Here is a 25295-nt window from a genome sequence, read left to right as displayed (position 1 = left end):
CCTCCTAAAAATGTATTATAAATACATTACAATTTATGTCATTATACCACACGTCTAGCCTTAAATCCCCTACTATTCTCATGCTAAATTTTGAAAAACTACTAAAAATCTTTTAATAATTCATCAATTGTATTTATTTTTATTTTAGTTTTTGGGATTAACTTTAAAAATTCTGCTCCATAACTAGTATTTATTATGCGATTATCTAAAACAAATAATGAACCTTGATCTTTTTCATTTCGAATTAGACGACCATAACCTTGTCGAAACTTAAATACTGCTAATGGTAGAGCCAAACTTGAGAAAGAATTTTCTCCAGCTTTTTTTAATAAATTTGATTTAGCAATGAACATAGGCTTTTCAGGGTTTGTAAACGGTAAGCGTACAATGATTAAACAATCTAATTCTTCATTAGGTAGGTCAATTCCTTCCCAAAAAGTGTTCGTACCTAATAAAATTGTTTGTTTAGATTGTAAAAACTGTTTTATTAACTTTTGTTTTCCTCCAGGAGAAACACCTTGAGCTAATACAGATGAATTCATTGAGTCTAAATCTTGTGTTAAATGATCATAAGTCTGTTTTAATAAATCAAAAGCTGTAAATAAAACTAATGTTCTACCTTTTATTTCGGTAACAATTTTGCGAATTGTATTCGAAGTTTGTAATGCATACTCTTCTTGCGTGATCTCTTTTATTCCCATTAAATCTGAAGGAATATACACTCTCATCCCTTGGGCAAAATCATCTGGAACGGGGTATATTTTTTCAATGACATTGATATTTTCACTAATTCCTAATGATGACTTTATAAATGAGAAGGATGAATCAATCGACATCGTAGCGGACGTTAGTATGATTGAATTTCTTCCACTAATTAAATAATTTTGTATTAAATCTGCATTTTCAACTTTCTCACAATAAAGCATCGTTGTATGAAATGAGCCTTTTGCTTCAGTTTCCATCCAACAAATATAATGATCATTTTTATCGAATAATATTTCATAAAGACCATTTTTCATGCTTTTTAATTGTTCAATAATCATTTTAAATTCCGAAACGATAGAACGATGAAACGCTGATATTTTTTTCTCTTCAATTAAATTCAAATATTGCTCACATCCTGTGAATAAAGTATTATTCACATGAATTAATCTATTTGCACATTCTTGAATAACCTTCCAATTTTGGCTGGCAGTATTTTTATCACTTAGTGTAATTGACTGTCTAATATTTTCTTTATCAAGTTCATTTTGTTTACTTAAAATAAAATCACGTAATAATCTAAATAACTCATCTGATTCATACTTTATTTCTTTTACTAAATGATCAACTTTTTTCCACCATTTTTCACGATTAGGTTTTCCCTCATCAAATTTATATAATCGGTGAACAAGTTCATTGCTATCAGTAGTACTTAATCTACTTAAATATTGATAATATTTTAAGCATGAAAAAGTGATTCCAAAAGTTTTTGATGCAGTCTCTTCAAGCGCATGTGCCTCATCAATTACAATCGTTTTGACAGAATTAATTAAGTGATCTTTATTTTTTAAAGTCGATAATAAATAAGCATGGTTTGTAATAATTATATCGGCTAACATTAATTGATTTTTAGCTCTTTGATAAAAACATTTATGAAACCAAGGATTTGTTCTTTTATTTTCACTTTCTTCGTTACAACAAACACGATCCCATAAATGTAAGCCACCTGAAGGAAGGGATAATTCATCTAATTCTCCATTTTCAGTTTCAGTTAACCAAACTGTTATCATAGCCTTAGATAAAATACTATCGTAATTATCATCAAATTGTTCGCCAACAATATATTCAAATTTTTGGAGACATAGATAATTTCTTTTACTTTGTATAGAAGCTATTTTCAACTGAAAAGGAACTATTTTTTCAATCGTTTTTATATGTTTTTTAAGTAATTGTTTTTGTAACGAGATGGTACTTGTACTAATGACAACTTGTTTGCCAAATTGTTTTGAGAAAAATGCTGATGGAATTAGATAGCCAAATGTCTTACCAACACCTGTTCCAGCCTCAGCTAAGAGAATATTATTCTGTTGAAATGAATCGAACACATCATGCATATAGGCAAACTGTTCTTCTCTTTTTATAAAATTTGGAATTTCCACAGCCATCTGATCTACAAGTTCACGTTTTAGATGCTCGTCGAATTCTACGAAATCTTCTTCCTCTTGTGGTAAACTAAAGCTTCTTTTTTTAAGGGATATTCGTCTAAATTCTTCATAATTAACAGATTCATTTGAAAATGATTCAGATTGCTTTTGAAGTATTTCCGAAATATAGTATGTAATGTCACTTTTAAAACTAGTGCTAAGTTTTTCTAATATTTTTAATGATGCATATGGCAAGCTTTCAAGTTTTTTTAATAAAATTGTTAATAATTCGGCAGTTACTTCAGCATCACTATCAGCTTGATGAGGGTTTTCATGTTGTATATTAAATACTTTTGCTAAATCAGATAATTTATAACTGGTTAAAGTTGGATATAAAATTCTTGTTAACTCCACTGTATCAATAGCTAACGGTGAAATTTTTGGTAAACCAATCCGCTCAAATTCTTTTTGCAAAAATGTTAAGTCAAAATGCACATTGTGTGCAACAAAATAGGCGTCATTAAACATTGGGTATAATTCTTCAACTATTTGTTCAAATTGTGGAGCGTATTGAACCATTTCATCTGATATCCCTGTTAATTCGGAAATAAATGTTGGAATATTCATGTTTGGATTAATAAAACTTGAAAACTGTTCAATAACTTCTCCACTTTCCAATAAAAAGGCTGCAATTTGAATAATTCGATCTTGACCCCTATTATTATTTCCGGTTGTTTCTAAGTCAACGACCACAAATTTATTCATATTTTGCCACCTCCAAATTCTCTATATAGATATTATTTTGCATAAACATATTAAACAATACAACCAACAAAAAAATCCCCTAAAGAAGGGGATTTCAAATTGCCCTCAAACACTTGTTTTCTTTGTTGTTTCTCTTGTCTGTTAAATAATTTTGATCCTCATCAAGTAATTTCATGATTCGAAATTCAATAGTTGACAGACAGTCTATAAATCAAATTTTTTGGGCTATTTCCTAAAACAGTCCCATTTCTTTACTTAACTGTACCTGCAATTTCTTTGCCAATCATTTCGACAATTTCATTTGCATCATTTAATATAGCAATCTTTGGTTCATGTTGATCCAGTTTCTCTTCCTCTACTTGACCATATGCAATAATAATTACTTTGTCGCCTTCTTGAACCAATCTAGCCGCTGCACCATTAAGACAAATTACACCACTTCCACGTTTTCCTGGAATGACATATGTCTCAAGTCGTGCACCGTTATTATTATTTACAATTTGAACTTTTTCGTTTTCAAGTACATCAACAGCATCCATTAAATCTTGATCAATTGTAATACTTCCAACGTAATTTAAATTAGCTTCTGTAACTGTAGCTCTATGAAGTTTTGCTCTCATCATTGTGCGAATCATGTCATTTCCCCCTAGTTGTTCAATCCCTATATAGAAATAATAATATTATCGATTAGGCGAGCATTAGAAAATTTTACTGCTAACGCAATAATTACTTTTCCGTTTATTTTATTTAAAGGCTCTAAATCTGGATAAGAATAAATACTTACGTAATCTACTGTTCCAGATGTTTCGTTTTGTATTGTAGAAATAATATTTTGCTTAAGTTGATCTGGATTTAAATTCCCATTTTTTATATCTTCAATTGCTTTTTGTAAACTTTTATAAAGAACTGGTGCTTCTTGTCTTTCTTTGTCTGATAAATAAACATTTCTAGAACTTTTAGCTAATCCATCTTCTTCTCTAATAGTTGGAACTGGATTAATTTTAACAGGAATATTTAAGTCTTCAACTAAACCTTCAATTACAGCTACTTGCTGAGCATCCTTTAATCCAAAATAAGCCTGATCTGGTTGAACAATATTAAATAATTTTGTTACAACTAATGCAACACCATCAAAATGTCCAGGTCTTTTTTCACCACAAAGGACATCTACTCGTTTTGTTACTTTCATTGTTGATTTTAATTCATTTGGATACATTTCTTCAACTGTTGGATAAAAGAGGCAATCTACACCAGCATTTAGGGCAACTTTTTCATCTCTTTCAAAGTCCCTTGGATATCGATCAAAATCTTCATTAGGGCCAAATTGAGTTGGATTAACAAAAATACTTAAAACGACGATATCATTATTTTTTCTAGCTTCTTCTAATAATGATGCATGACCTTCATGTAAAAATCCCATCGTTGGAACAAAGCCAATCGATTTTTCATTTTTTCTGTGAATTTTTAATTCATTTCTTAAATCATTTATCGTGTGAAACACTTTCATTGCGAACTTCCCCCGTATAATGCCTTTAACTGCTCTTCTTTCATCGTAAACGAATGTTTAGTATCTGGAAATTGTCTAGTTTTAACTTCTTGTACATATGAAGCAATTGCATTTTCAATTGTTGTAGATACATTTGCATACTGTTTAACAAACTTAGCTACTCGACCAACACCATATGTTATTAAATCATGGTAAACAAGTACTTGACCATCTGTATCAACACCTGCACCTATTCCTATTGTTGGAATTGAAAGATCCTTAGTAATATCCTTTGCAATTTGCTTCGGTACACATTCAAGTACTATTGCAAAAGCTCCTGCTTCTTCACATTTTTTTGCATCGTTAAACAATTTCATCGCACTTTCAGAGTCACGTGCTTGAACTTTATACCCACCTAATACACCTACTGATTGAGGAGTCAATCCTAAATGAGCTACAACTGGTACTCCCGCAATTGTTAATGCTTTTATCACTTCTAAAACATTTTCATCTGCGCCTTCAACCTTAACAGCGTGCGCATCACCCTCTTGCATAATGCGACATGCACTACGTAAAGCTTCTTCTTTTGAAAAGTGGTAAGACATGAATGGCATATCAGTCACAATAAACGTATTTTTTGCCCCTCGTTTTACAGCCTTTGAGTGATGAATCATGTCATCTACAGTAACCTTAATTGTAGAATCATATCCTAGGACAACATTCCCAAGTGAGTCACCAACTAAAATCATATCTACTTCACTTGCTTCAGCTAATAGTGCTGAAGGGTAGTCATAAGCAGTAATCATGACGATTGGGTCATTGTTTTGTTTCATGTTTAAAAAATCTTTTGTTGTTTTCATCTTTTTTCCTCCTTTTAAATGAAGAGGAAATGGGGGCTACAATAAAAAACCTTTGCTCAAGAGAGAACAAAGGAAAATTGTAAACCGTCTCATTCCTCTGTCCCAGTCCTTATAGGATCAAGGCAGACACATTTTTAGAATTGATTTTTTAAAACCTGGTGTAGTTCTTCTTAGGATACTAAAGTTTGATTGACCCTATTCAGATACCACCCTTGAAGCGTCAGCGAAAGTCGCGACCCTTCCACTACAGTTTATAGTAAGAATAGCAATTAAGTAAAGAAAAAACTTGGTATTATTTACAAATATACGTGATAATTATTCATCAAATAAAATAACTCTCTTTCAATTATAAAAAGAGAGTTGTTTTATTTCGTTTTACTTTATTTATTTATCGAAATATCCGCTGAATAGATTGTATGAATATTACCTAAGTGATCTTCAATCAATAATTGACCTTCATCAGTAATTCCAATGGCATTACCGACAATTTCTTCGTTTAAAGTCGTGGCTTTTATTTGTTTCCCTAACGAAATTGCATAGCTTTCCCATAAAATTTTTATCGGTTTAAATCCTTTTTCTAAAAATATTTCATAGTACTTTTCAAATTCAGCTAAAATAGCTTGAATTAGATTCGCTCTCATAAAGGATTGTCCTTTTTCAATACGTAAAGATGTAGCGATATCTGACAGTTCTAAAGGGTAATCTTCTTCTACTTGATTTACATTAATCCCGATACCTATGACAACACTTTTAATGCAATCAGCGTCTCCTTGCATTTCAGTTAAGATTCCACAAACTTTTTTATTATTAATTAAAATATCATTTGGCCATTTTATATTTGGTTGTAAGCCGGTCACTTTTTCGATCGCTGAAGCAATAACTACAGCTGTTAATAATGTTAGCTGAGGTGCTACTCTTGGTGAAATAGCTGGTCTAAGGATAACACTCATTGCTATTGCTTTTCCATCTGAAGTTAACCAGTTTCTTTGTAATCTGCCTCGACCTAATAATTGACGCTCAGCCAAAACGATTGTACCTTCAGGGGCATCATTTAGCACTAATTCATTTGCAATCGTTTGGGTTGAATTAGTTTCTTCTTGGTATACGACATTTCTTCCAAATTTTTTCGTTTCTAAACCAAGTTGAATATCAGTTGGGGTTAACCGATCAGATTTGCCTGTTATTTTATACCCAACTTTCCTAACTGCTTCAACTTCAATTCCCTCATCTTGCAATTCTTTCATGTATTTCCAAATTGCAGTACGTGAAATTCCTAATTCATCACTCAAAAATTGACCTGATAAATATTCATTACTATTTTCCGTAAATAATTGTATAATTCTTTCTTTTACTTTTGAAGCCAATTTATGAACCACTCCTTAACAGCAAGTTGGTTATTCTCAAGTTGGTTCTCTACTAATTGAAATTCTATTTCACTTAATACTTCTTTTAACCATGGACCACCTTTTAATTTTGACCATTCTAATAAATCATTACCTGTAATACATATATCTGACTTTGTATAAATCGGTAATTGATTATATATAGCCTTTAATAAATGCTCATTAAATTCATTTGCATCGATATTGTCAATGACACACTGTAAACGCTCATATTTTATTGCATCCGGTAATCCAACTTGATATAACTTTGTATTGCTCCATTTAATTTTCGTTTCATTTAACAAATTATAAACCTTCAGTATTTGTTTTATACGATTATTCGACATCTTCCAACTTCTTAAAACGTGTTCTGGGTTGTCAAAATTACATTTATATAAGATTAGCGCCCAAATCTCTTCAATTGTTTTTAATGATTGAATAGGAAGTTTTAATAGATTTTTAAACTGATTTGTATATTTTTTTAAGCTTGGAAGATGATTTACTAAATTTGTTTGTATTAATAGTTCTATGCCTTTTTTAGGTGACTTTCCTATTAACATTTTTTCTATTTCAACCGAAATGCGTTCAATTGCTATATTTTCAATTAAATGTTTATTTGATTTAATTGCGTTAAACGTTTCATTATGTAAACGAAAATTTAATTGACTTACAAACCGTATTCCTCTTAGCATTCTAAGAGCATCTTCTTGAAATCTTTCCGTAGCTTCACCGACACATCTAATTAACCCATCATAAAGATCGATTGTACCATTAAAAGGATCTATTATTTCATTTTTTGTTGTCATAGCAATGGCATTCATAGTAAAATCTCTTCGTTTTAAATCTTCTTCGATTGATTTTACAAATGTAACCTCCGATGGTCTACGATAATCATGATATGTTGATTCTGTTCGGAATGTAGTAATCTCATAAGGTTCATTGTTTTGTATAACTAAAACCGTACCATGCTGTAACCCGGTAGGAACGGTTTTTGGAAATATTGACATAACTTCTTCAGGTAAAGCTGAAGTTGCAATATCAATATCTCCAATTGTTCTATTTAATAATTTATCTCTTACACAACCACCGACAAAATAGGCCTCGTAACCATTTTTTATTAAATTATCTAAAATCGGCTTTGCTTTATCAAAAATTTCCATATTATTTCATTCCTAATAACTCATTATAAATGGATAAATATTGTGAAACGATTTTATTTGATTGAAATCTTTCTTTCACAATTTCAATCGCTCGACTTGATATGCGTTTATGTAGTTCTTCATCTTGTAATAAGTTAAGAGTATAATAAGCGATTTGTTCAATATCTCCTAGTTCACAAATATATCCATTTTCCCCATGTTCAATTACTTCTGGAATTCCACCAACTCTTGTACCGATACATGGAACTCCACAAGCCATCGCCTCAAGTAATACTAAACCAAAGCTTTCTTTTGACGAAAGTAGTAATTTTATATCGCTCATTGAAAGTAACTCTTCAACATTCTCTTGCTTTCCTAAAAATAAAACATCATTCTCAATTCCAAGCTCTCTTACTAATTTACATAAACTTGAGATCTCCGGACCATCACCGACTAATAGTAACTTGGATGGAATTTCTTTTCTTACTAAGTTAAATACATCGACTACATCTTTTGTTCGTTTAACTTGACGGAAATTTGAAATATGTATAATGACTTTTTCATGTTCTTGAATCCCGTACTCTGCTTTTAATGCGCGACAATTTCTTTTGTAATACACTCTTTCATCAATAAAATTATATACAGTTTGTAATTCTTTATCAGGGTTAACTAATTCCTCTGTTTGACGTATTAAATCATTTGAGACCGCTGTTACAACATCCGATTTTTCAATCCCGAACTTAATTAACTCTGTTAAAGATAGGTCATAACCAAGAACTGTTATATCTGTTCCATGTAAAGTCGTTACAATTTTAATATCATGATGAATCATTTGTTTTGCTAGAACAGCACATACTGCATGCGGAATCGCATAATGTACATGTAAAATATCTAATTTTTCACGGTTTGCAATTTCAGCCATCTTACTCGCCAATGCTAAATCATATGGTGGATATTGGAAAACTGAATATTGATTTACGTCAACTGCATGATAATAAATATTAGGATATACTTTATTTAAACGAAACGGCATACTTGATGAAATAAAATGAATTTCATGTCCTAGTTCTGCTAATAACTTACCTAGCTCAGTCGCAATCACACCAGAACCGCCTACTGAAGGATAACATGTAATCCCAATTTTTAATTTCATTTTATCTCTCCTAAACTTCTTCATTTCTTCTTAAACTAACCAATCTGCATTTAAAAGGAGTGGTCTCTTTGTCATAAACCCTTCCCCATATGGGACTCCTGCTTCTTTCCCAAAAATTTTCTCTCTTGCAATTACGCTATTTACATAGTCGTTTGTTAAAGGCGTAACTACACCATCTGGACCGGGAGTAAATTGACTTTCATATGCTTCTAAAGCTGCCCTTTTGACTTCAATCGTTTCTGAAACATCAACAATAAAATTTGGTCGATGAAACCCATTAATCATATATTGAAAAACATGTTTAACTTTGTGAGCATCATGATTTGTATTTACATTAAATTTTCTAATCCCTGATGAAAATACTGCTTCTTCTACTATTTTTGTACAATTACCATGATCAGGATGACGATCCACTTCATATGGTGAGAAAATAATACTAGGCTTCGTCATTCGAATTAAAGCAGCTACTTGTTTAATCGCTTCCTCAGATAAGTATAGCCCCCTATCTGGTAATGATAAATTAAAACGCTTTGAAACCCCTAAAATCTTATCTGCTTCTTCAGCTTCTTTTCTTCTAATAAAAGTATCCCCATTTGATGAGAGCTCCGCTTCAGTTAAATCACAAATAGCAACCTTATAGCCTAACTTAGTAAATTTAGCAATCGTGCCTGCCATACCAATCTCAACATCATCTGGATGCGCTCCAAATGCAAGTACATCAAAATATTCCACTTTTCTCACTCTCTTTCAAACTAACTAAAAAATTTCACAACTGCCTTAGCGGTTTGAATATTCGTTGCCACCGGGACATGAAAAACATCGCATAGCCTTAATAAAGCATTTACATCTGGTTCATGCGGTTGAGCAGTTAATGGATCCCTAAAAAAGAAAATCGCGTCCATTTTCCCTTTAGCTATTAATGCACCTATTTCTTGATCTCCTCCGAGAGGACCAGATTGAAAGCGATAAATTTTTAAAGTTGTATTTTCCATTACACGTAGTCCTGTAGTACCTGTTGAAAATAGTTCATGTTGCTGAAAAAAAGATTCATTTTCTTGAACAAAAGTTACTAATGCGTCTTTTCTCTTATCGTGAGCAATTAGAGCTATTTTCACTACCTGCACCACCTTTAGTCCATTATATTTTCTAAACCATAGACTAGCTCTGAAAGTTTCATTACTTCCTCAACTGCTACTTTAACTCCAGACATAAAAGAAGCTCGATTCATTGAATCATGTCGGATTGTTAATAGTTGACCATCACCACCGAATAAAACTTGTTGATGCGCAACTAAACCAGGTAATCTTACGCTATGAACTCTCATTCCATTTAGATCAGCACCTCTAGCACCAGCTTCAGTTTCTACTTCATTAGGATGTCCTTGTACTTTCGATTCACGAACTTCTTCAATCATTTGAACTGTTTTAAGAGCTGTACCTGAAGGCGCGTCTAATTTTTGGTCATGATGTAGCTCAATGATTTCGATATCTTTAAAATATTTCGCTGCCATTGCAGAGAACTTCATCATTAATATAGCACCAATTGCAAAATTTGGCGCAATAATACAACCTAGCTCATTATTTAAAGCTAACTCTTTTAAATCATCAAGTTCCTCTTTTGTAAAACCAGTTGTACCTATTACAGGTCGAATACCATTTTTTAAAGCTAAAAATGCATGTTTTTTTCCAATTTCAGGTGTTGTTAAATCAACAAGTACATCAAAGCTTTCATTTTCGATACATTGTTCTAATGTTTCATATATTTTTGCTTCACCTTTAAACCCAGGGTTAACCTTTTGGATTTGTTCTCCACCTAATTTATAATCTACTGCAGCTACAAGGTGAAAATGCTCAGTTCGATCAATTAATTGTAAAGCTTCAATTCCCATTTTACCTCTTGGTCCCGCTAATACTACTCTAATTACTTTATCCATTTTAAACTTCCTTCCTTGTCCAACGATCTTTATCTCGAGTATTAAACTTATTCATCACCATATCATGTGCTTCTTGTAAGTCTATATTTAGGCTATTTGCTAAACAAATCATAACAAATAATACATCACCTAATTCTTCTTCAATTAGCTTTTCTTTTTCAGTGCTTTTCTTAGGCTTTTCACCATAGGTATGATTGATTTCTCTAGCTAACTCACCCATTTCTTCAGTTAACCTAGCCATCATTGCTAAAGGACTAAAATATCCTTCTTTAAATTGACCTATATATGTATCGACTTCTTTTTGCATTTCTTTCATCGTTTTTTCGTGCATACTAATATCAACTCCTCAATTAAATCTTATCGAATTGACCACTTTTTGACAAATTATATATTATTTTACTTGAAAAAAATACAAGATAAGATAAAAATAAGAGTTTAGGGTAATTTTTAAAGTATGGAGGAAGTATATGATTTTTAAATTGAAGTTACGCAATATCTTATTTATTATTTTAGGTTCTGCAATTTTTTCTTTTGGAATTATGAATATAAATATTCCAAACAATCTTGCTGAAGGTGGCTTTACAGGAATTAACTTAATTCTTTTAGCTGAACTAAATATTCCGGTTTGGATCTCAAACTTAGCCTTAAACGTCCCTTTATTTTTTATTGGTTGGAGATTACTTGGTACAGTGACAATGCTTTATACAATTATTGGAACTGTTGCAGTCTCTTTTTTCTTGAAATTATTTGAGAAATTTACTTTCAATATAGATGTTCATGGCGATTTAATGTTAGCCTCACTATTTGCGGGTGTATTTATTGGTGTAGGATTAGGAATTATTTTTAGATTTGGTGGAACGACTGGTGGTGTCGATATCATCGCTCGTTTAGCATATAAGTACAAAGGTATTAACATGGGAAAAACGATGTTTATTTTTGACTTTGTTGTCATTACACTTTCTCTTTTGACTTACTTAAAAGCATATGAAGCTATGTATACTTTAGTCGCAGTTTTTGTCGGAGCAAGAATAATTGATTTTATGCAAGAGGGTGCATATGCTGCACGTGGAGCAAATATTATTTCTGAGAAAAATGATTTAATTGCAGCTCGAATTATGAAGGAAATGGAACGTGGCGCAACTTACTTAAAAGCAACTGGAACATTTACTGGAGAAAGTAAAGACGTTTTATTTTGTGTCGTACCGAAAAATGAATTAGTTCATTTAAAAAACATCATTCAGGATATCGATCCACACGCTTTTGTAGCCGTTACAGAAGTGCATGATGTACTTGGTGAAGGCTTTACATTAGATGAAAATAAAGTCCCTCTTCACCCTTAATATTTAACTCAAAACAAAAAGAGGTTCTTGGCATTGATAGCCAGAACCTCTTTTAATTTTATTTTAATACTAATCATCACTACGTGTCATACCCGTATAAATCAAAATTAATCTTAATAATTCTGCGACAGCTACCGCAGCCGCTGCAACATATGTTAATGCAGCTGCGTTTAAAACACGTTTTGCATAAACATGCTCATTCGAATTGATAATGTCCAAAGTTGTAATTTGTTTTAAGGCTCTACTTGAGGCATTAAATTCAACAGGAAGTGTAACAACTTGGAACAGTACACCTAATGCTAATAAAACAATTCCTATTAAAAATGCACCTGATAGTTGAGAAAACATGCCAATTAATATAAAAATATAAGAAAAATTGGAGCTGAAATTTGCAACAGGTACTAATGAATGACGGAATCTTAAAAAGCTATAGTCATTTGCATCTTGAATTGCATGTCCTACTTCATGAGCAGCAACTGCAGTACCCGCAACTGAATATCCATGATAATTTTCAGTTGATAATCTTACAACTTTTGCACGTGGATCATAATGGTCAGATAAATATCCTCGAGTTTCCTCTACTGCCACATTATATAATCCATTTTCATTTAAAATCTTTCTCGCTACTTCTGCACCCGTTAAATGTGATGTAGAACCAACTTGTGAATACTTTTTAAAAGTTGATTTAACCCTCATTTGCGCATATATAGGTACAATCAACAAAATAAAAAAGTAAATTAAATAACTCATTGTAATTCCTCCAAGGAGTGTGATTTTACGATATTGTAATAACTTTTAGAGAAATTTGTCAATCATTATGTTCTCTTCTTTTTTTGTTTTTATTTCGATCACCTATATATTTTCTCCAACCGACATAACTTAATGTACCCACAATAATTACTCCAGTTGTAAAAATTGTCCAAATGGAAACAGGAGGAATAATTGAGTTACCTTGATCAAAAATGAATAATAATTCACTTTTTGTCTCATCCAACTTTTGTTGAAAAGCTGGAATGGATTCTTGATTAATTCGATAATCATCTAAAAACGAAACAAGTGAATTTAATTTTTTTACTTCATCATATGGAAGATCCATGATAAGACTTGGATAAATAATCTCAAATTGGTGTAAGAATTGATTTAATTGCGTTTCATATGCTTCAGAATTACCTCGTTTATATGCTGACTCCATATTCAGTAGTGGAGTCATAACCGACTTTTTCATTTCCTTCCACATCGGCTGCATTGTCGTTTCTCCAGCATCAATCAATAATCTCAAACCAAGTACATCGGCAACTTTTTCTTGTGGATCACTTGCATCATTTGTTAAAGATACAAGCGCATTTTGAAAAGTAACTGAAATGGTTTCTAACTCCTTTGGTGTGAAATCCTTATTCTTTTTTGCTGAAGCCATATACTTTGTTTCTAATTGTTCTAATAAATTAGCCCCATGAACATAATCACCATCTTGTACTAAAGAGAGCGATTTTTCGATTAGTGAAGTTTCTTGATCTATTTTAGCGTACCCTTTTACCGTATTAAATGAAAAGAAAATAAAAAAAACGCTTATCCCCGCAATTAATTTTTTCATCAAACCCCTCCCTCATAACTACTAATAATTATGAGAGAAAGGACAAGATTAGAACTTGTTCAAACACGAGCTCTATTTTTTAAAATTAAGTGGTAATAAGCAATTAAAATAACAAATATAGTTAGCCAAAATGTAACTAAAGCAATCCAAATTCTGTAATCAGAAAGCATATAATATTCTGGCATTGTTCCAAAAACATAGTCAAAAATTAAATCCTGTAAGATCCAAATACTTGCAACAGTCAAGTGCCATTTTTTAACTTTAAATGTTGGTGCATACAAAACCGCCTGGATTGCCATAGCCCCATGCGAAAAAATTAATAAGTATGCAACCGCATCAAGTCCACCTGATAAATAAAGAACCATTCCATTCATTAAAACTGCCCAAATTCCATATTTCATCAAGCTTACATATGCTAGTGCCTCTATTAATCCATTCCGTTTATTTAGAATGAAAAGTAGCAATACAATACAAAAAAATAATGATGCAGTTGGACTATCAGGTACAAATATTTTTAAACAACCAGGAGTATACTTCAGTTGAGATTGATACCAATAGTATCCATAGATTGTTCCTAGTACATTTATTATAAATAAAGCAATTAAGTTAGGTTTAAGCCGTAGCATACTATAGAGTATGTTCACTATTTCACTTCATCTCGCTTTCACTTAGGAGATTTAATAAATTTATAACACAAAGTTCACAATTTATATGTATCATCACATTTTTTACATGTTATTATTTCAGTATACAATACAACATAAAAAAAGAGTCGAAAATTCGACTCTCTTTTAATTACTCTGTTTTACCTGCTTTTGAAACGAATTCAGCTAGCACTTTAAGTTCTGCGTCAGTACCTTTAAATACACCAGCTGGCATCGCTTTTCGACCGTTTCTTGCGATATGAGCGATTTCTTCAGGTTTTAAACCATTATTTTGAAGACTTGGAGCTGCTGCGCCACCTTCAAGATTATCGCCATGGCAAGATACACAAGTATTTTTTTGCAATAGTTTATATGCTGGATCTTCTTTATTTAATTCAACAAAAGTACGGATTTTACCTTGTTCTTTTTGTTTTTTCCAGTCATGGTGAGCCGCAGCTTCCCATGTTAAATAAATTACACCAGATAAAGCTAATAGCATAAATCCTGTAGCTAATGGACGTTTAATTGGTTTTCTATGTGGACTACGATCTAAGAATGGCGCTAATAATAGGCCACCAAATGCTAATCCAGGAATTACGAAAGCACCAATTACGTTATAGTCACCAGAAGCATAGCTATATTTTAAGAATTGATATAAGAATAAGAAATACCAGTCTGGTAATGGCGTATAGCCAGTATCAGTTGGGTCTGCAACCCTCTCAAGTGGAGATGGATGTGCAATTGTTAATGTTAAGTATCCAATTAAGAAAACTGCTCCTACCATCCATTCTTTTAATAAGAAGTTTGGCCAGAATGCTTCAGTTTTACCAGGATATTCTGAATAATCCTTTGGTACATTAGGTTTACGTCCTGCCATTGCAGGTACACGTGAGTCACCTACAAATTTCATTCCTTTACCGCGATGCATGTTCTCCCTCCTTTATTTCGACACACTTTAGTCATTTTTTACTAAAGCCCCATGCACTAAATCTTATAGTGGACCTGAAATACCTTGCTTACGAATAATTAAGAAATGGGCACCCATAAGAGCAAGTAAAGCACCAGGTAAGAAGAATACATGGATTGCGAAGAAACGAGTTAATGTTTGTGCACCGATGATTTCCGGATTACCTGCAATTAACGTTTTCACTTGCTTACCAATAAATGGTGTTTGTTCAGCAATTTGCAGACCTACTTTAGTCGCAAATAACGCTTTCATATCCCAAGGTAATAAATATCCTGTAAAGCCTAATCCAAGCATTACGAAGAAGATTAAAACCCCTACAACCCAGTTAAGCTCACGAGGCTTTTTATATGCGCCTTGGAAGAATACACGTAAAGTATGTAAAAACATCATAACAATTACTAAACTTGCACCCCAGTGATGCATACCACGAACGATTTGTCCGTATGCAACGTTGTTTTGTAAGTAATAAACTGATTCCCATGCATTTTTGATATCTGGAACATAGTACATTGTTAAGAACATTCCAGATAAAATTTGAATTACTGTAACGAAAAATGTTAATCCACCGAAGCAATATACGAATGCTGAAAAATGATGTGCTGGATTAACGTGTTCTGGTACTTCATGATCAGCGATATCTCTCCAAAGAGGCGTAATTTCTAATCGCTCATCTACCCAGTCGTAAATTTTGTTAAGCACGATTATTTACCTCCTGTATTTGGTTCTAGTTTACCAAGATAGAAAGAATCACCTTTCACTTTTACCGCATAGTTGTCTAGTGGACCAAGCGGTGGTGTACCTTTAATGTTTTTACCATCCTTATGGTAACGACCGCCATGACATGGACAGAAGAATTGATTTGGAAAATCTTTATTGTCGTTCCAACCAACTGTACAGCCTAAATGCTTACAAGTAGGTGATAACGCAACGATGTCTCCATTTGAATTCTTGTACACCCATGCAATGTGTGACGCATCAGATTTAACCCAACCATCTACCTGCTTAACTTTAAAGTCAAAGCGTTTTGGGTCAGTCGTTAAATCTTTAACTAGTCCAACTTGCACCATTGCTCCAGCTTCTTCTTTTTGTAAAACTGGGTCAATGGCAAAACGAGCCAATGGCATTAGCATTCCTGCCGCCATAAAGCCGCCTACACCTGTTAAAGTGTAGTTTAAAAACTGGCGTCTTGAAACCTTTTCACTCATGAAAATTCCCCCCTCTATCACAAGTACTCCTGTACGGACAACAGCTATAATAATAAAACTAGGACACTTTCATAATATAATAACAAATTTAGAAGGTCAATAATATCCTAATAATAATCATAGTAATAATGTTGTTTTTATTTTTATCCCCATATTTTAGAAAATAATGCATTTATGTGAGATAATTGTTTATCTACTATTACTCTTTGTGATGATTCATCTAAGCTATTGATATTTAAATTTGGTAACCAAATTAATGATTCATCCATTTCAGCTTCTGACTGTCTCCAATCAAAATCACATGTTAAATAAAAAACATGCTTAATTCCATTAGCTTTAAACTCTTCATACCAAGCTTTTAATCGGTTTATTTTATTAGATTCTTCAGGTAAATAAGTAAATTCCGGAGCAATTACAACTCTGCCTTTATATGTACGTTCAAGTTCCGAAGTAAGTATTATTAAGTCCTCTCTTTGCTCGGCTAGACCAATATTTTCTTTTTTAAAAGACACAGGACAAAGTGGAATAATGATCGTATCGATGTACTCCAGATTCTCAATAACTTGATTTAATTCATTAGTTGTCCATTTCATCAAAATTACCTCTTTCTATTAAAATAATTTATTTATAATTGTGAAATTTTTGTGAACAAATTTCTATTTTCCATTTAACCATACATTACTATTTTAAGAAAGAAAAAAAGTCCGCTAATAATGGATTTTCCAGTGAGTTTAAAAGGATCATTCAGAACTCCCTTTTACAGCTTACTGATTAATATTAAAAAGTTGCGAATTTAGTTGAACTACTCCATTTCAAAGCAAATATTTCGATGAGATCAATCAATAATGCAAGAATCTTTCTATTTAAGTGACTTTTTTACTAATTTTTTTAGATGAGTATTTTTTTATGAGTAATTAGCTAATCTTAAGTTAATACTGTAATTTTTAACTCGTATAAGTTGATTGAACGCTCGACTCCTGTGGGATATATAAGAAAGCTAAAAACCAAAAAGGAACGCATATGACGATAAAGAGCATGAATCTTGCCACACTTAAAAGCGAGGGTCCTAAAAATGGAAAATAATCTCACATATCTTATTTAACAATAAAAATTAATTGTGTTCAATTAGCAAATACCTTTTCAACAGTAAAAAAGCCCCCATAAATGAGGACTTTTTTCAGGTTTACATTAAGTTAATGAATTCAGTTGCTTAGTTAATTCTTGGAAAAGCTTTTTGTCTTGTTTATCTAAAGCTTCATCAATCATTTTCATCAATCTGTCTTTTTGGAAATTAATAATTGAATCTGACAATAGCTTTTCAGCAATTACGCGGTCTTTCTCGTTACTATTTAAGTTTTTTGGTATATGTGGGTTCTCTTCTAAAACTGAAACAAACATCGGATATTGAAAAGAAGATTTAAAATTGAGCTGGATATAAATATCCTCATCCCTATTTAGTCGAATATCGTGAAATGATTTCTCTGCATCCGTTGTCATAACATTTTGTTTATAAAAATGAAATGGCACTTCTTTAACACAGTTTGTCGACATCACTAATCCACGTGGACAATATTTAGATTGTTCTACGAAATGAACCTTTTTCATTAAATAATCATGGCTCATTAGGTAATTTAAAATCCAAACACATTCTCTTTGCTTTAACTGAAAATTACTTAGAAACCACTTAACAAAATCTTTCTTCTCATTCACAGATACAGGGGTTGCCATTATTAAATCCCTCCTCTGTCCTTAAAATTTGTCCCCTTTTCTGAATAAAGAAAATTACAGAATTTCATTTATTCTTTCAAGACGTTCTCTTACTTCTTCCTGTAGATACTCATCGTCTACAAGTTTACTGTAAACTTCTTTTGCTTCTTGTACTAAGCCTTCTTCAAACAATAGGTCTCCGTATTCCTTTAAGAAGGAAATTTCCTGGTTAAAGTCATTATATGCTAGACGATATTGTTTTAATGCCAATTCATAATTTTCATTTCCATAATATGCTTTGCCTATGTCCCAATTAAAGTGAGGATCTGAAGCACCATGCTCAATTGCTAGTTCAATTGTACTAATTATGTCATCGAAATCTTCTTCTTCGAAAAGAATTCCGACTAATAACTGAACTGCCTCGATAAGCGAAGGATCATAAATTAATGCTTCCTGTAAATGTTTTTTACTTGCTTCTAAATTTTTCATTTTACGAGCTAATTTTGCTGCTGATAAAAGGCATTCTACATTTGTTTCATCAACAAGTAAAGCTTTTTGTAATATATCATAGCCTTCTTGAATTTGGCCTTCAAGGTCATGTGCTTTACTTAGCCATAAATGTGCTACTAAATATTCAGGATCAAAGAAGATTGCTTCTTCGAATACTGGAATAGAGGCTGCATATCGTTCAGCTTGAAATAGCGTAATGCCATATCCTAATAGTGTATGGAAGTCTTTTGTTTTCTGAATTCCTTTTTCATAATAGGAAATTGCATCTTCCCATTCACCTTCAGCACTTAAACATTCAGCAAGTCTTAAATCTTTATTTACGCCACTCACTTCAATTTCTTGATTAGCAAGTTTTTCGTAAAATGGAACTGCTTTTTTATAATCATATTTACTAAAATAATACTCCCCTAATGCAAAATCTACTACAGGTTCATTAGGTAAAAGTCTTTTTGCTTCAAATAATTTTTGTTCAGCTACTTCATCAAGACCTTGAACTTGATATAGATCAGCCATTAATAAAAGTGCTTGAACTCGGCTCTCACTATCTTCATTTATCGCAAGTAAAATTTCTAAAGCGTCGTCTTCCAAATCAAGGTCCAATAGTATTTCTGCATACATTATTTTAAGATCATCGTCGTCATCGTATAAGTAAACTAAATCTTCAATGATATTTTTCGCATCTTCCACAAATCCTAATGATTGAAAAAGAAGTGCTGCTTCGTATTTTTCTTCATCGTTTGCAGTTTTTAAATTCTTTCTTAATAAATCTAATCCCTTTTCTGTATGACCGTTCTCTATTAACTGAACAGCTTCGTATAAACTCATTCTTACACCTCATATGACTACTTAATTAAATCATTTAATTGCTCTTTAAAGTTCGGAAAAGATACAGCTATACATTCTGTATTTTCAATAATTGTATCACCTTTAGCAAGTAATGCAGCAATTGAAAGCATCATTCCCATTCGATGATCTCCATGTGAATTTACATTAGCACCTATTAAAGAACTATTTCCTTGTATAATCATACCATCTTTTGTTGCTTCAATGCTTACACCAAGATTTGTAAGTTCTGTTACACAAGTCTGGATACGATCTGTTTCCTTTACTCTTAACTCTTCAGCATCTTTAATAATGGTCTCTCCATCTGCTAAAGCTGCTGCTAATGCCAAGATAGGTAACTCATCGATACATGTAGGAATTTCAGCCCCACCGATTACAGTAGATTTTAAATTTGATGATTTCACTCGAATATTCGCAATTGGTTCTCCGTTTACAACTTTTTCATCCTCTAATGTTATATTGGCGCCCATTCTTTCTAAAACAGTTAATATCCCTGTTCTAGTAGGGTTGACCCCTACATTTTTCAACAATATTTCGCTATTAGGAACAATCGAACCTGCTACTAAGAAAAATGCTGCTGATGAAATGTCCCCTGGTACAATAACATCTGTTGCAGATAATTCTTGGTTTCCATTAATTGAGACTTTGTTTCCATCAACTACTAACTCACACCCAAATGCCTTTAGCATTCTTTCAGTATGGTCACGAGATTTTTCTGGTTCAGTCACAGTCGTTGTACCTTTTGCGAATAAACCAGCTAGTAAAATTGAAGATTTAACTTGTGCACTTGAAACAGGAGAAGCATAAGAAATACTATTCAGTGAACCTCCTCTAATAGAAATAGGTGTATATGTAGCGTCTTCACGTCCATCTATAGAAGTTCCCATCATTTTTAATGGTTTTGTAACACGTTTCATTGGTCTTTTACCAATAGATTCATCACCAATAATAACTGAATGGAAAGGTAAACCACTTAATATTCCCATCATTAATCTTGCTGTTGTCCCCGAATTTCCTACATCAAGTACTTCATGTGCCTCTTTAAGTCCTTCAATTCCTTTACCATAAACGACTACTTCATCTTCTGATACTTCGATTTGTACACCTAATTTTCTAAAACACGCAATCGTACTTAAACAATCTTCACCTAATAGAAAGTTAGTAATTTTTGTAGTCCCTTTCGCTAATGATCCAAACATAATTGCTCTATGAGATATTGATTTATCTCCTGGAATTGTCACATCACCAACTAAACGGATTTTTTCTAACTGGGAATTTCTCATCATCGTCACCTTATCTAACCTTTCTATATGTATTTACATTCCATTTTTTATTAAATCAAACCTTTTTTTTCTCTGAAATTCTATTCGACGAATTGTCCTATGTTTTTCATTTTCAATGATTAAGTTGGCTTAATTTAGAAAAAGAAAATGATATTTTGATTTAACATTTGATCAAAACACCATTTTCAGGTAAGTATTATGAAATTATTTGTTTTAAAAAACAATCTAAATTTTCTTTTATAAAGTCTTCCTCTAATTCACAAATCACTGGATTCCCAAAACTTTTTAATAATATATAGTTTATTTTCAAATCTATATTTTTCTTATCTTGTTTCATTAAATTTACAATTGGTTCTACTTCTAAATTTGAATAAACAGGATAATTCAATAGATTATACCAATTTAAAATCTCATTAAACTTTAAGTCAACTTCAAAGAACTGTTCACTCAAATAGATTGAAAATAAAGTTCCAAATGCAATTGCCTCACCATGAGTTGATTTAGCATAACCTAAATAAGCTTCAATTGCATGCCCAAGTGTATGGCCTAAGTTTAAAAATGCTCTTTCACCATTTTCTCTTTCGTCCTTGGATACAATTTCATTTTTTACACTTATTCCCATTGTCACACATTTTTGAACTAACTCATTATCTAAATCTTCAAGTGAAAGAATATTTTCCATTAACCAATTCAAATTGTCATTAGAAGAAATCATAGCTTCCTTACTAATTTCAGCAAAACCTGATCTCCATTCCTCTATTGGCAAAGTAGTTAAAAAGCTTAATTCATACAATACTAGTTCCGGCTGATAAAATGCGCCAACTATATTTTTAGCTTTTGGAAGATTTATAGCTACTTTACCACCTATAGCACTATCGTGGGCGAGTAAAGTAGTTGGTAATTGGATAAAACGAATACCACGCATATAAGAAGCTGCAACAAATCCTGCTAAATCACCAACTACTCCCCCACCTAAAGCAATTATTAAACTATTACGATCTAATTGGACATCAAAACAATAAGTTAAACAATTTTCGTATATTGCAAAACTCTTACTTTTTTCACCATGTGGAATGATAAATTGTTCAACTTTATAAGATTTACTACAATTTAGTAGTACTTCCTCTAAATAACGTGGAGCAACTTGATCATCTGTAATGATTAATATTTTTGAAACTTTAGGTACTAAGTTGTCCAACTTTGACTGCAGTTGACTCAATACTCCAAACCCTATACAAACATCGTATTGTTTAGAGCTTGTTTTTACTGTTATCACATTCATTAAAAATTCCTCGCATACTCACGGAAATCTTCAATATTACGCTTTAAACGCTCAAGTTGATCTGATTCAAATTGTTCAATAATTGCTTTTGCAACTTCCCAAGCAACAATATGTTCTGCTACTACACTTGCTGCTGGAACAGCACAGCTATCAGAACGTTCGATACTTGCTTCATAAACTTCCTTTGTTTCAATATCAACGCTTTTTAACGGCTTGTATAGCGTCGGGATAGGCTTCATTACTGCTCGAACGACAATTGGCATACCTGTTGTCATACCGCCCTCAAAACCGCCAGCACGGTTCGATAATCGGTAGTAGCCTTGTTCTTCTGAATATGCAATCTCATCATGAACTTCACTACCAGGTAAGGATCCAGCTTGAAACCCGATTCCGAATTCTACACCTTTAAAGGCATTAATACTTACGATTGCTCCTGCAATTTTAGAATCTAGCTTTCTGTCATAATGAACGTAGCTACCAACACCAGCTGGCATACCTTCAACGACAACTTCTACAATCCCACCAACTGAATCTCCATTTTGTTTTGCATCGTCAATTAATGATTTCATATTTTCTGTAGCTTCTGCGTCTATACATCTTACTTCTGAGTTTTCAGCTCTATTATGTAAGTCTTCTACATTTTTATAGTCTAAATTTTTTGCTTTAACTCCACCAATTTCAATTACATGGCTAGCAATTGTGATTCCTAGCTCACTTAACAATTTTTTCGCCACCGCTCCAGCTGCAACACGTACAGTTGTTTCTCGGGCTGAAGATCGCTCTAAAACATTTCGTACATCTCTAAAACCATATTTTATAGCTCCATTTAAATCGGCATGCCCTGGTCTTGGTTTTGTAATGCTTCTTTTTCCTTCGTATTCTAGATTGTCTAAAGGTTCAGCACCCATAATATTAGTCCAATGTTTAAAGTCGTTATTTTCAACAACCAATGCGATAGGAGAGCCTAATGTATAACCATGTCGAACACCGCTAGTAATTTGAGCAGTATCCTTTTCTATCTGCATTCTTCGCCCTCTTCCATATCCACCTTGACGTCTACGAAGTTCAACATTTATTTCTTCTGCTAAAATTGGTAGGCCTGCTGGAACACCTTCAATAATTGTAGTTAATTGTGGACCATGTGATTCACCAGCTGTTAAATAACGCATGTCAACACCTTCTCTTTATGTAAGTTTAAAATTATTTAGTTACTACTATACCATAACCTAATCTGAATTTAACATAAAAAAAGAACCATAATTTGGCTCTTTTTTTGATTTTTTGCAAAAAAATGAAATATCCCTACGAAAAAAGTAATTTTCTGCGCAGTTTTTTGTGAATACTCTACACATGATCATTATTTCAAATAAAACAAAAAGCCAGCAATTATGCTGACCTTTTTGTGTAAAACTATTTTATTAGTATACCCACTCTTTAATAAGCTTAGAGTATTCAACTAATTCATTTTGATTGAAGAAAATACCGATTTCACGTTCTGCACTAGTAGGTGAATCTGAACCATGAATAATGTTCTTACCTACAGTTGCAGCATACTCACCACGGATTGTTCCTGGTGCTGAATCTTTTGGGTTTGTTGCTCCCATCATTTGACGAGCGGTAGCGATTACATTTTCGCCTTCCCAAACCATAGCGAATACTGGGCTTGAAGTGATGAAGTCTACTAATTCACCAAAGAAAGGACGCTCTTTGTGCTCTGCATAGTGAGTTTCAGCTTGTTCTTTACTCACTTGCATTAATTTAGCTCCAACTAATTGGAAACCCTTTTTTTCGAAACGTGAAACGATTTCACCAATTAAGTTACGTTGTACACCATCAGGTTTTACCATTAAATAAGTTCTTTCCATTATGCTCTACCTCACTTGATCTCAATTATGTATAAACAACACAGTAGAATAGTAACATCAATTTATAAAATTATCAATAGTTTAAAATCTTGTTATATTATAAAAATTGAAATCGCTTCCAGATTTTTTGATTAACTTTTATAAATATAACTGATAAACGGTAATTCTATACGTATTAAAAAGCCAAAAGAGGCAGTTGTAAATGCACTAGCATTTTCCCCGCCTCTAGTTTTTTCGATTTCCAATATTTTTAGCAATTAATATTAACATATCCTTTGCTTCACTATTAGGAAGGCTATCGATACTGTTTAAAGATTTTTGTAAATATGCTTCACTAACTTTTCTTGCTGCTTTAATATATGTACTTTTACGAATTTGATTTATAAGAGGTCTAACAGTTTCCGGATCGATTCCTTCATAAACAGATACAATTTTCTCTTTAAGAGCTGAATCATTCATCGCAAACAAGACAGGTAATGTAATATTCCCTTGAATTAAGTCGCTACCTGCTGGTTTCCCCAATTCTTTCTCAGAAGCCGTAAAATCAAGAATATCGTCCATAATTTGAAAGGACATACCTAAATAGTATCCGTAATCTTTTAAACACTTTTGAAAAGCTGGAGAGGCTCCTGATGCAATTGCACCTATTTCACAACTTGCTGAAATTAAAAGTGCAGTTTTTCGTTTAATTCTTCTTAAATAACATTTTAAATTTTGGTCAAAATTATATTTATCTTTTATTTGTTCAATCTCACCTAAACAAATCTCTAAAATAGTCTCAGATAATTTTTGATGGGCCAATGGGATTTCGATTTCTGACATACATTCCAATGCTTTTGCAAATAAAAAATCCCCTGCATACATAGCAACACGATCATTGTATGTTGAATTGATTGTCGGTTTACCTCTTCGTAAACTAGCTTCATCAATTACATCATCATGAACTAATGATGCCATATGTATGATTTCCAAAGTAGCTGCTACATTTTTAATCGATTGAAGGTTATATTGTCCAAATTTAGCACTAAGCAATACAAAAACTGGTCTAATTCTTTTACCACCAGATTCAAGCAACTGTACAGATGCGTTTTTCAAAATTGGCTGTGAAGAATTGACTACTTTATGAAGCGTGCTTTCAATCTCATTAATGTCCTTTTTTAAATAAGAATATTTCCATTTAACCTTCATTCCGTTCACCTTACTATTCATCCCAT

At 32.5% G+C, this 25295-nt stretch carries 26 protein-coding genes; 1 reads left to right on the top strand and 25 read right to left on the bottom strand.

Annotation, left to right across the window (positions count from 1 at the left end; all coding sequences use genetic code 11):
- Nucleotides 1–101: 101 nt before the first annotated feature.
- The 11 genes from dinG to EP747_RS04630 all read right to left on the bottom strand — a co-directional run bounded on the left by dinG (nt 102) and on the right by EP747_RS04630 (nt 11175).
- Nucleotides 102–2891 (bottom strand): ATP-dependent DNA helicase DinG, encoded by a 2790-nt coding sequence (gene dinG / locus EP747_RS04680; RefSeq protein ID WP_129688727.1) that lies wholly within the window; start codon nt 2889–2891, stop codon nt 102–104.
- A 251-nt stretch (nt 2892–3142) separates the two neighbouring features.
- Nucleotides 3143–3526: an aspartate 1-decarboxylase gene (gene panD, locus EP747_RS04675; RefSeq protein ID WP_025671415.1), complete on the bottom strand. Its 384-nt coding sequence runs from the start codon at nt 3524–3526 to the stop codon at nt 3143–3145.
- A gap of 26 nt (nt 3527–3552) precedes the next feature.
- Nucleotides 3553–4398 carry a pantoate--beta-alanine ligase gene (gene panC, locus EP747_RS04670; RefSeq protein WP_129688726.1) on the bottom strand — a complete coding sequence of 282 codons (846 nt, stop codon included), beginning with the start codon at nt 4396–4398 and terminating at the stop codon, nt 3553–3555.
- Complete coding sequence (gene panB / locus EP747_RS04665; RefSeq protein ID WP_025671413.1) at nt 4395–5237, bottom strand: 3-methyl-2-oxobutanoate hydroxymethyltransferase; 843 nt, start codon at nt 5235–5237, stop codon at nt 4395–4397. The genes panC and panB overlap by 4 nt, the downstream gene beginning before the upstream one ends.
- A gap of 380 nt (nt 5238–5617) precedes the next feature.
- Nucleotides 5618–6601: a biotin--[acetyl-CoA-carboxylase] ligase gene (locus EP747_RS04660; RefSeq protein ID WP_129688725.1), complete on the bottom strand. Its 984-nt coding sequence runs from the start codon at nt 6599–6601 to the stop codon at nt 5618–5620.
- On the bottom strand, nt 6586–7779 hold the full coding sequence (locus EP747_RS04655; RefSeq protein ID WP_129688724.1) for a CCA tRNA nucleotidyltransferase: 1194 nt from the start codon (nt 7777–7779) through the stop codon (nt 6586–6588). The genes EP747_RS04660 and EP747_RS04655 overlap by 16 nt, the downstream gene beginning before the upstream one ends.
- A gap of 1 nt (nt 7780) precedes the next feature.
- Entirely contained in the window at nt 7781–8911 is a 1131-nt protein-coding gene (gene bshA, locus EP747_RS04650; protein WP_129688723.1) for an N-acetyl-alpha-D-glucosaminyl L-malate synthase BshA, read from the bottom strand.
- A gap of 30 nt (nt 8912–8941) precedes the next feature.
- Nucleotides 8942–9643: a bacillithiol biosynthesis deacetylase BshB1 gene (bshB1, locus tag EP747_RS04645; protein ID WP_129688722.1), complete on the bottom strand. Its 702-nt coding sequence runs from the start codon at nt 9641–9643 to the stop codon at nt 8942–8944.
- 20 nt (nt 9644–9663) lie between these two features.
- Nucleotides 9664–10026 carry a methylglyoxal synthase gene (gene mgsA, locus EP747_RS04640; protein WP_129688721.1) on the bottom strand — a complete coding sequence of 121 codons (363 nt, stop codon included), beginning with the start codon at nt 10024–10026 and terminating at the stop codon, nt 9664–9666.
- A gap of 14 nt (nt 10027–10040) precedes the next feature.
- Nucleotides 10041–10844 carry a 4-hydroxy-tetrahydrodipicolinate reductase gene (gene dapB, locus EP747_RS04635; RefSeq protein WP_129688720.1) on the bottom strand — a complete coding sequence of 268 codons (804 nt, stop codon included), beginning with the start codon at nt 10842–10844 and terminating at the stop codon, nt 10041–10043.
- 1 nt (nt 10845) lies between these two features.
- Nucleotides 10846–11175, bottom strand: coding sequence for a nucleotide pyrophosphohydrolase (locus tag EP747_RS04630; protein WP_056466635.1), 330 nt, complete (start codon nt 11173–11175; stop codon nt 10846–10848).
- A 136-nt stretch (nt 11176–11311) separates the two neighbouring features.
- On the opposite strand from EP747_RS04630, the gene EP747_RS04625 reads away from it, so the two are divergent.
- The gene (locus EP747_RS04625; protein WP_088010674.1) at nt 11312–12184 is read left to right on the top strand and encodes a YitT family protein; all 873 of its coding nucleotides are present in this window, start codon (nt 11312–11314) and stop codon (nt 12182–12184) included.
- A 69-nt stretch (nt 12185–12253) separates the two neighbouring features.
- On the opposite strand, the gene EP747_RS04620 is transcribed toward EP747_RS04625, so the two are convergent.
- The 14 genes from EP747_RS04620 to hepT all read right to left on the bottom strand — a co-directional run bounded on the left by EP747_RS04620 (nt 12254) and on the right by hepT (nt 25269).
- Nucleotides 12254–12934, bottom strand: coding sequence for a zinc metallopeptidase (locus EP747_RS04620; protein ID WP_129688719.1), 681 nt, complete (start codon nt 12932–12934; stop codon nt 12254–12256).
- 58 nt (nt 12935–12992) lie between these two features.
- Complete coding sequence (locus EP747_RS04615; RefSeq protein WP_129688718.1) at nt 12993–13775, bottom strand: sporulation protein YpjB; 783 nt, start codon at nt 13773–13775, stop codon at nt 12993–12995.
- A gap of 59 nt (nt 13776–13834) precedes the next feature.
- Complete coding sequence (locus tag EP747_RS04610; RefSeq protein ID WP_235832743.1) at nt 13835–14419, bottom strand: DUF1405 domain-containing protein; 585 nt, start codon at nt 14417–14419, stop codon at nt 13835–13837.
- Nucleotides 14420–14570: 151 nt separating this feature from the next.
- Nucleotides 14571–15347, bottom strand: a complete 777-nt coding sequence (locus tag EP747_RS04605) for a menaquinol-cytochrome c reductase cytochrome b/c subunit (protein WP_088010677.1) — start codon at nt 15345–15347, stop codon at nt 14571–14573.
- A gap of 63 nt (nt 15348–15410) precedes the next feature.
- Nucleotides 15411–16085, bottom strand: coding sequence for a menaquinol-cytochrome c reductase cytochrome b subunit (gene qcrB, locus EP747_RS04600; RefSeq protein WP_056466653.1), 675 nt, complete (start codon nt 16083–16085; stop codon nt 15411–15413).
- A 2-nt stretch (nt 16086–16087) separates the two neighbouring features.
- Complete coding sequence (locus EP747_RS04595) at nt 16088–16591, bottom strand: ubiquinol-cytochrome c reductase iron-sulfur subunit (protein WP_129688717.1); 504 nt, start codon at nt 16589–16591, stop codon at nt 16088–16090.
- A gap of 143 nt (nt 16592–16734) precedes the next feature.
- The gene (locus tag EP747_RS04590; protein WP_129688716.1) at nt 16735–17184 is read right to left on the bottom strand and encodes a DUF2487 family protein; all 450 of its coding nucleotides are present in this window, start codon (nt 17182–17184) and stop codon (nt 16735–16737) included.
- A 595-nt stretch (nt 17185–17779) separates the two neighbouring features.
- The gene (locus EP747_RS04585) at nt 17780–18319 is read right to left on the bottom strand and encodes a ReoY family proteolytic degradation factor (protein ID WP_069031873.1); all 540 of its coding nucleotides are present in this window, start codon (nt 18317–18319) and stop codon (nt 17780–17782) included.
- A gap of 54 nt (nt 18320–18373) precedes the next feature.
- On the bottom strand, nt 18374–19633 hold the full coding sequence (locus EP747_RS04580; RefSeq protein WP_129688715.1) for a tetratricopeptide repeat protein: 1260 nt from the start codon (nt 19631–19633) through the stop codon (nt 18374–18376).
- A gap of 17 nt (nt 19634–19650) precedes the next feature.
- Entirely contained in the window at nt 19651–20934 is a 1284-nt protein-coding gene (aroA, locus tag EP747_RS04575) for a 3-phosphoshikimate 1-carboxyvinyltransferase (RefSeq protein WP_205753801.1), read from the bottom strand.
- A 196-nt stretch (nt 20935–21130) separates the two neighbouring features.
- Nucleotides 21131–22216 carry a 3-dehydroquinate synthase gene (aroB, locus tag EP747_RS04570; RefSeq protein WP_129688713.1) on the bottom strand — a complete coding sequence of 362 codons (1086 nt, stop codon included), beginning with the start codon at nt 22214–22216 and terminating at the stop codon, nt 21131–21133.
- Nucleotides 22216–23385: a chorismate synthase gene (aroC, locus tag EP747_RS04565; RefSeq protein ID WP_129688712.1), complete on the bottom strand. Its 1170-nt coding sequence runs from the start codon at nt 23383–23385 to the stop codon at nt 22216–22218. Before aroC ends, aroB begins: the two co-directional genes overlap by 1 nt.
- Before the next feature lie 249 nt (nt 23386–23634).
- A complete protein-coding gene (gene ndk / locus EP747_RS04560) occupies nt 23635–24081 on the bottom strand; it encodes a nucleoside-diphosphate kinase (RefSeq protein ID WP_129688711.1) in 447 nt (148 codons plus the stop codon).
- A gap of 225 nt (nt 24082–24306) precedes the next feature.
- Complete coding sequence (hepT, locus tag EP747_RS04555; protein WP_129688843.1) at nt 24307–25269, bottom strand: heptaprenyl diphosphate synthase component II; 963 nt, start codon at nt 25267–25269, stop codon at nt 24307–24309.
- Nucleotides 25270–25295 lie beyond the last annotated feature (26 nt).

It is taken from the genome of Gottfriedia acidiceleris, from assembly GCF_004138285.1.
GTDB lineage: Bacteria > Bacillota > Bacilli > Bacillales > Bacillaceae_G > Gottfriedia > Gottfriedia acidiceleris_A.
This window is presented reverse-complemented; position numbering and strand designations above follow the sequence as displayed.

Coding starts and splice junctions, on each gene's coding strand:
- panD (WP_025671415.1), bottom strand. CDS start 3,526: ATGATTCGCACAATGATGAGAGCAAAACTTCATAGAGCTACAGTTACA.
- EP747_RS04630 (WP_056466635.1), bottom strand. CDS start 11,175: ATGCACGAAAAAACGATGAAAGAAATGCAAAAAGAAGTCGATACATAT.
- panB (WP_025671413.1), bottom strand. CDS start 5,237: ATGAAAACAACAAAAGATTTTTTAAACATGAAACAAAACAATGACCCA.
- EP747_RS04615 (WP_129688718.1), bottom strand. CDS start 13,775: ATGAAAAAATTAATTGCGGGGATAAGCGTTTTTTTTATTTTCTTTTCA.
- EP747_RS04585 (WP_069031873.1), bottom strand. CDS start 18,319: ATGGCAACCCCTGTATCTGTGAATGAGAAGAAAGATTTTGTTAAGTGG.
- aroB (WP_129688713.1), bottom strand. CDS start 22,216: ATGAATGTGATAACAGTAAAAACAAGCTCTAAACAATACGATGTTTGT.
- EP747_RS04655 (WP_129688724.1), bottom strand. CDS start 7,779: ATGGAAATTTTTGATAAAGCAAAGCCGATTTTAGATAATTTAATAAAA.
- ndk (WP_129688711.1), bottom strand. CDS start 24,081: ATGGAAAGAACTTATTTAATGGTAAAACCTGATGGTGTACAACGTAAC.
- EP747_RS04625 (WP_088010674.1), top strand. CDS start 11,312: ATGATTTTTAAATTGAAGTTACGCAATATCTTATTTATTATTTTAGGT.
- EP747_RS04605 (WP_088010677.1), bottom strand. CDS start 15,347: ATGCATCGCGGTAAAGGAATGAAATTTGTAGGTGACTCACGTGTACCT.
- aroA (WP_205753801.1), bottom strand. CDS start 20,934: ATGAGAAATTCCCAGTTAGAAAAAATCCGTTTAGTTGGTGATGTGACA.
- EP747_RS04620 (WP_129688719.1), bottom strand. CDS start 12,934: ATGAGTTATTTAATTTACTTTTTTATTTTGTTGATTGTACCTATATAT.
- EP747_RS04590 (WP_129688716.1), bottom strand. CDS start 17,184: ATGAAATGGACAACTAATGAATTAAATCAAGTTATTGAGAATCTGGAG.
- EP747_RS04580 (WP_129688715.1), bottom strand. CDS start 19,633: ATGAGTTTATACGAAGCTGTTCAGTTAATAGAGAACGGTCATACAGAA.
- dinG (WP_129688727.1), bottom strand. CDS start 2,891: ATGAATAAATTTGTGGTCGTTGACTTAGAAACAACCGGAAATAATAAT.
- hepT (WP_129688843.1), bottom strand. CDS start 25,269: ATGAAGGTTAAATGGAAATATTCTTATTTAAAAAAGGACATTAATGAG.
- EP747_RS04595 (WP_129688717.1), bottom strand. CDS start 16,591: ATGAGTGAAAAGGTTTCAAGACGCCAGTTTTTAAACTACACTTTAACA.
- bshA (WP_129688723.1), bottom strand. CDS start 8,911: ATGAAATTAAAAATTGGGATTACATGTTATCCTTCAGTAGGCGGTTCT.
- aroC (WP_129688712.1), bottom strand. CDS start 23,385: ATGCGTTATTTAACAGCTGGTGAATCACATGGTCCACAATTAACTACA.
- dapB (WP_129688720.1), bottom strand. CDS start 10,844: ATGGATAAAGTAATTAGAGTAGTATTAGCGGGACCAAGAGGTAAAATG.
- panC (WP_129688726.1), bottom strand. CDS start 4,398: ATGAAAGTGTTTCACACGATAAATGATTTAAGAAATGAATTAAAAATT.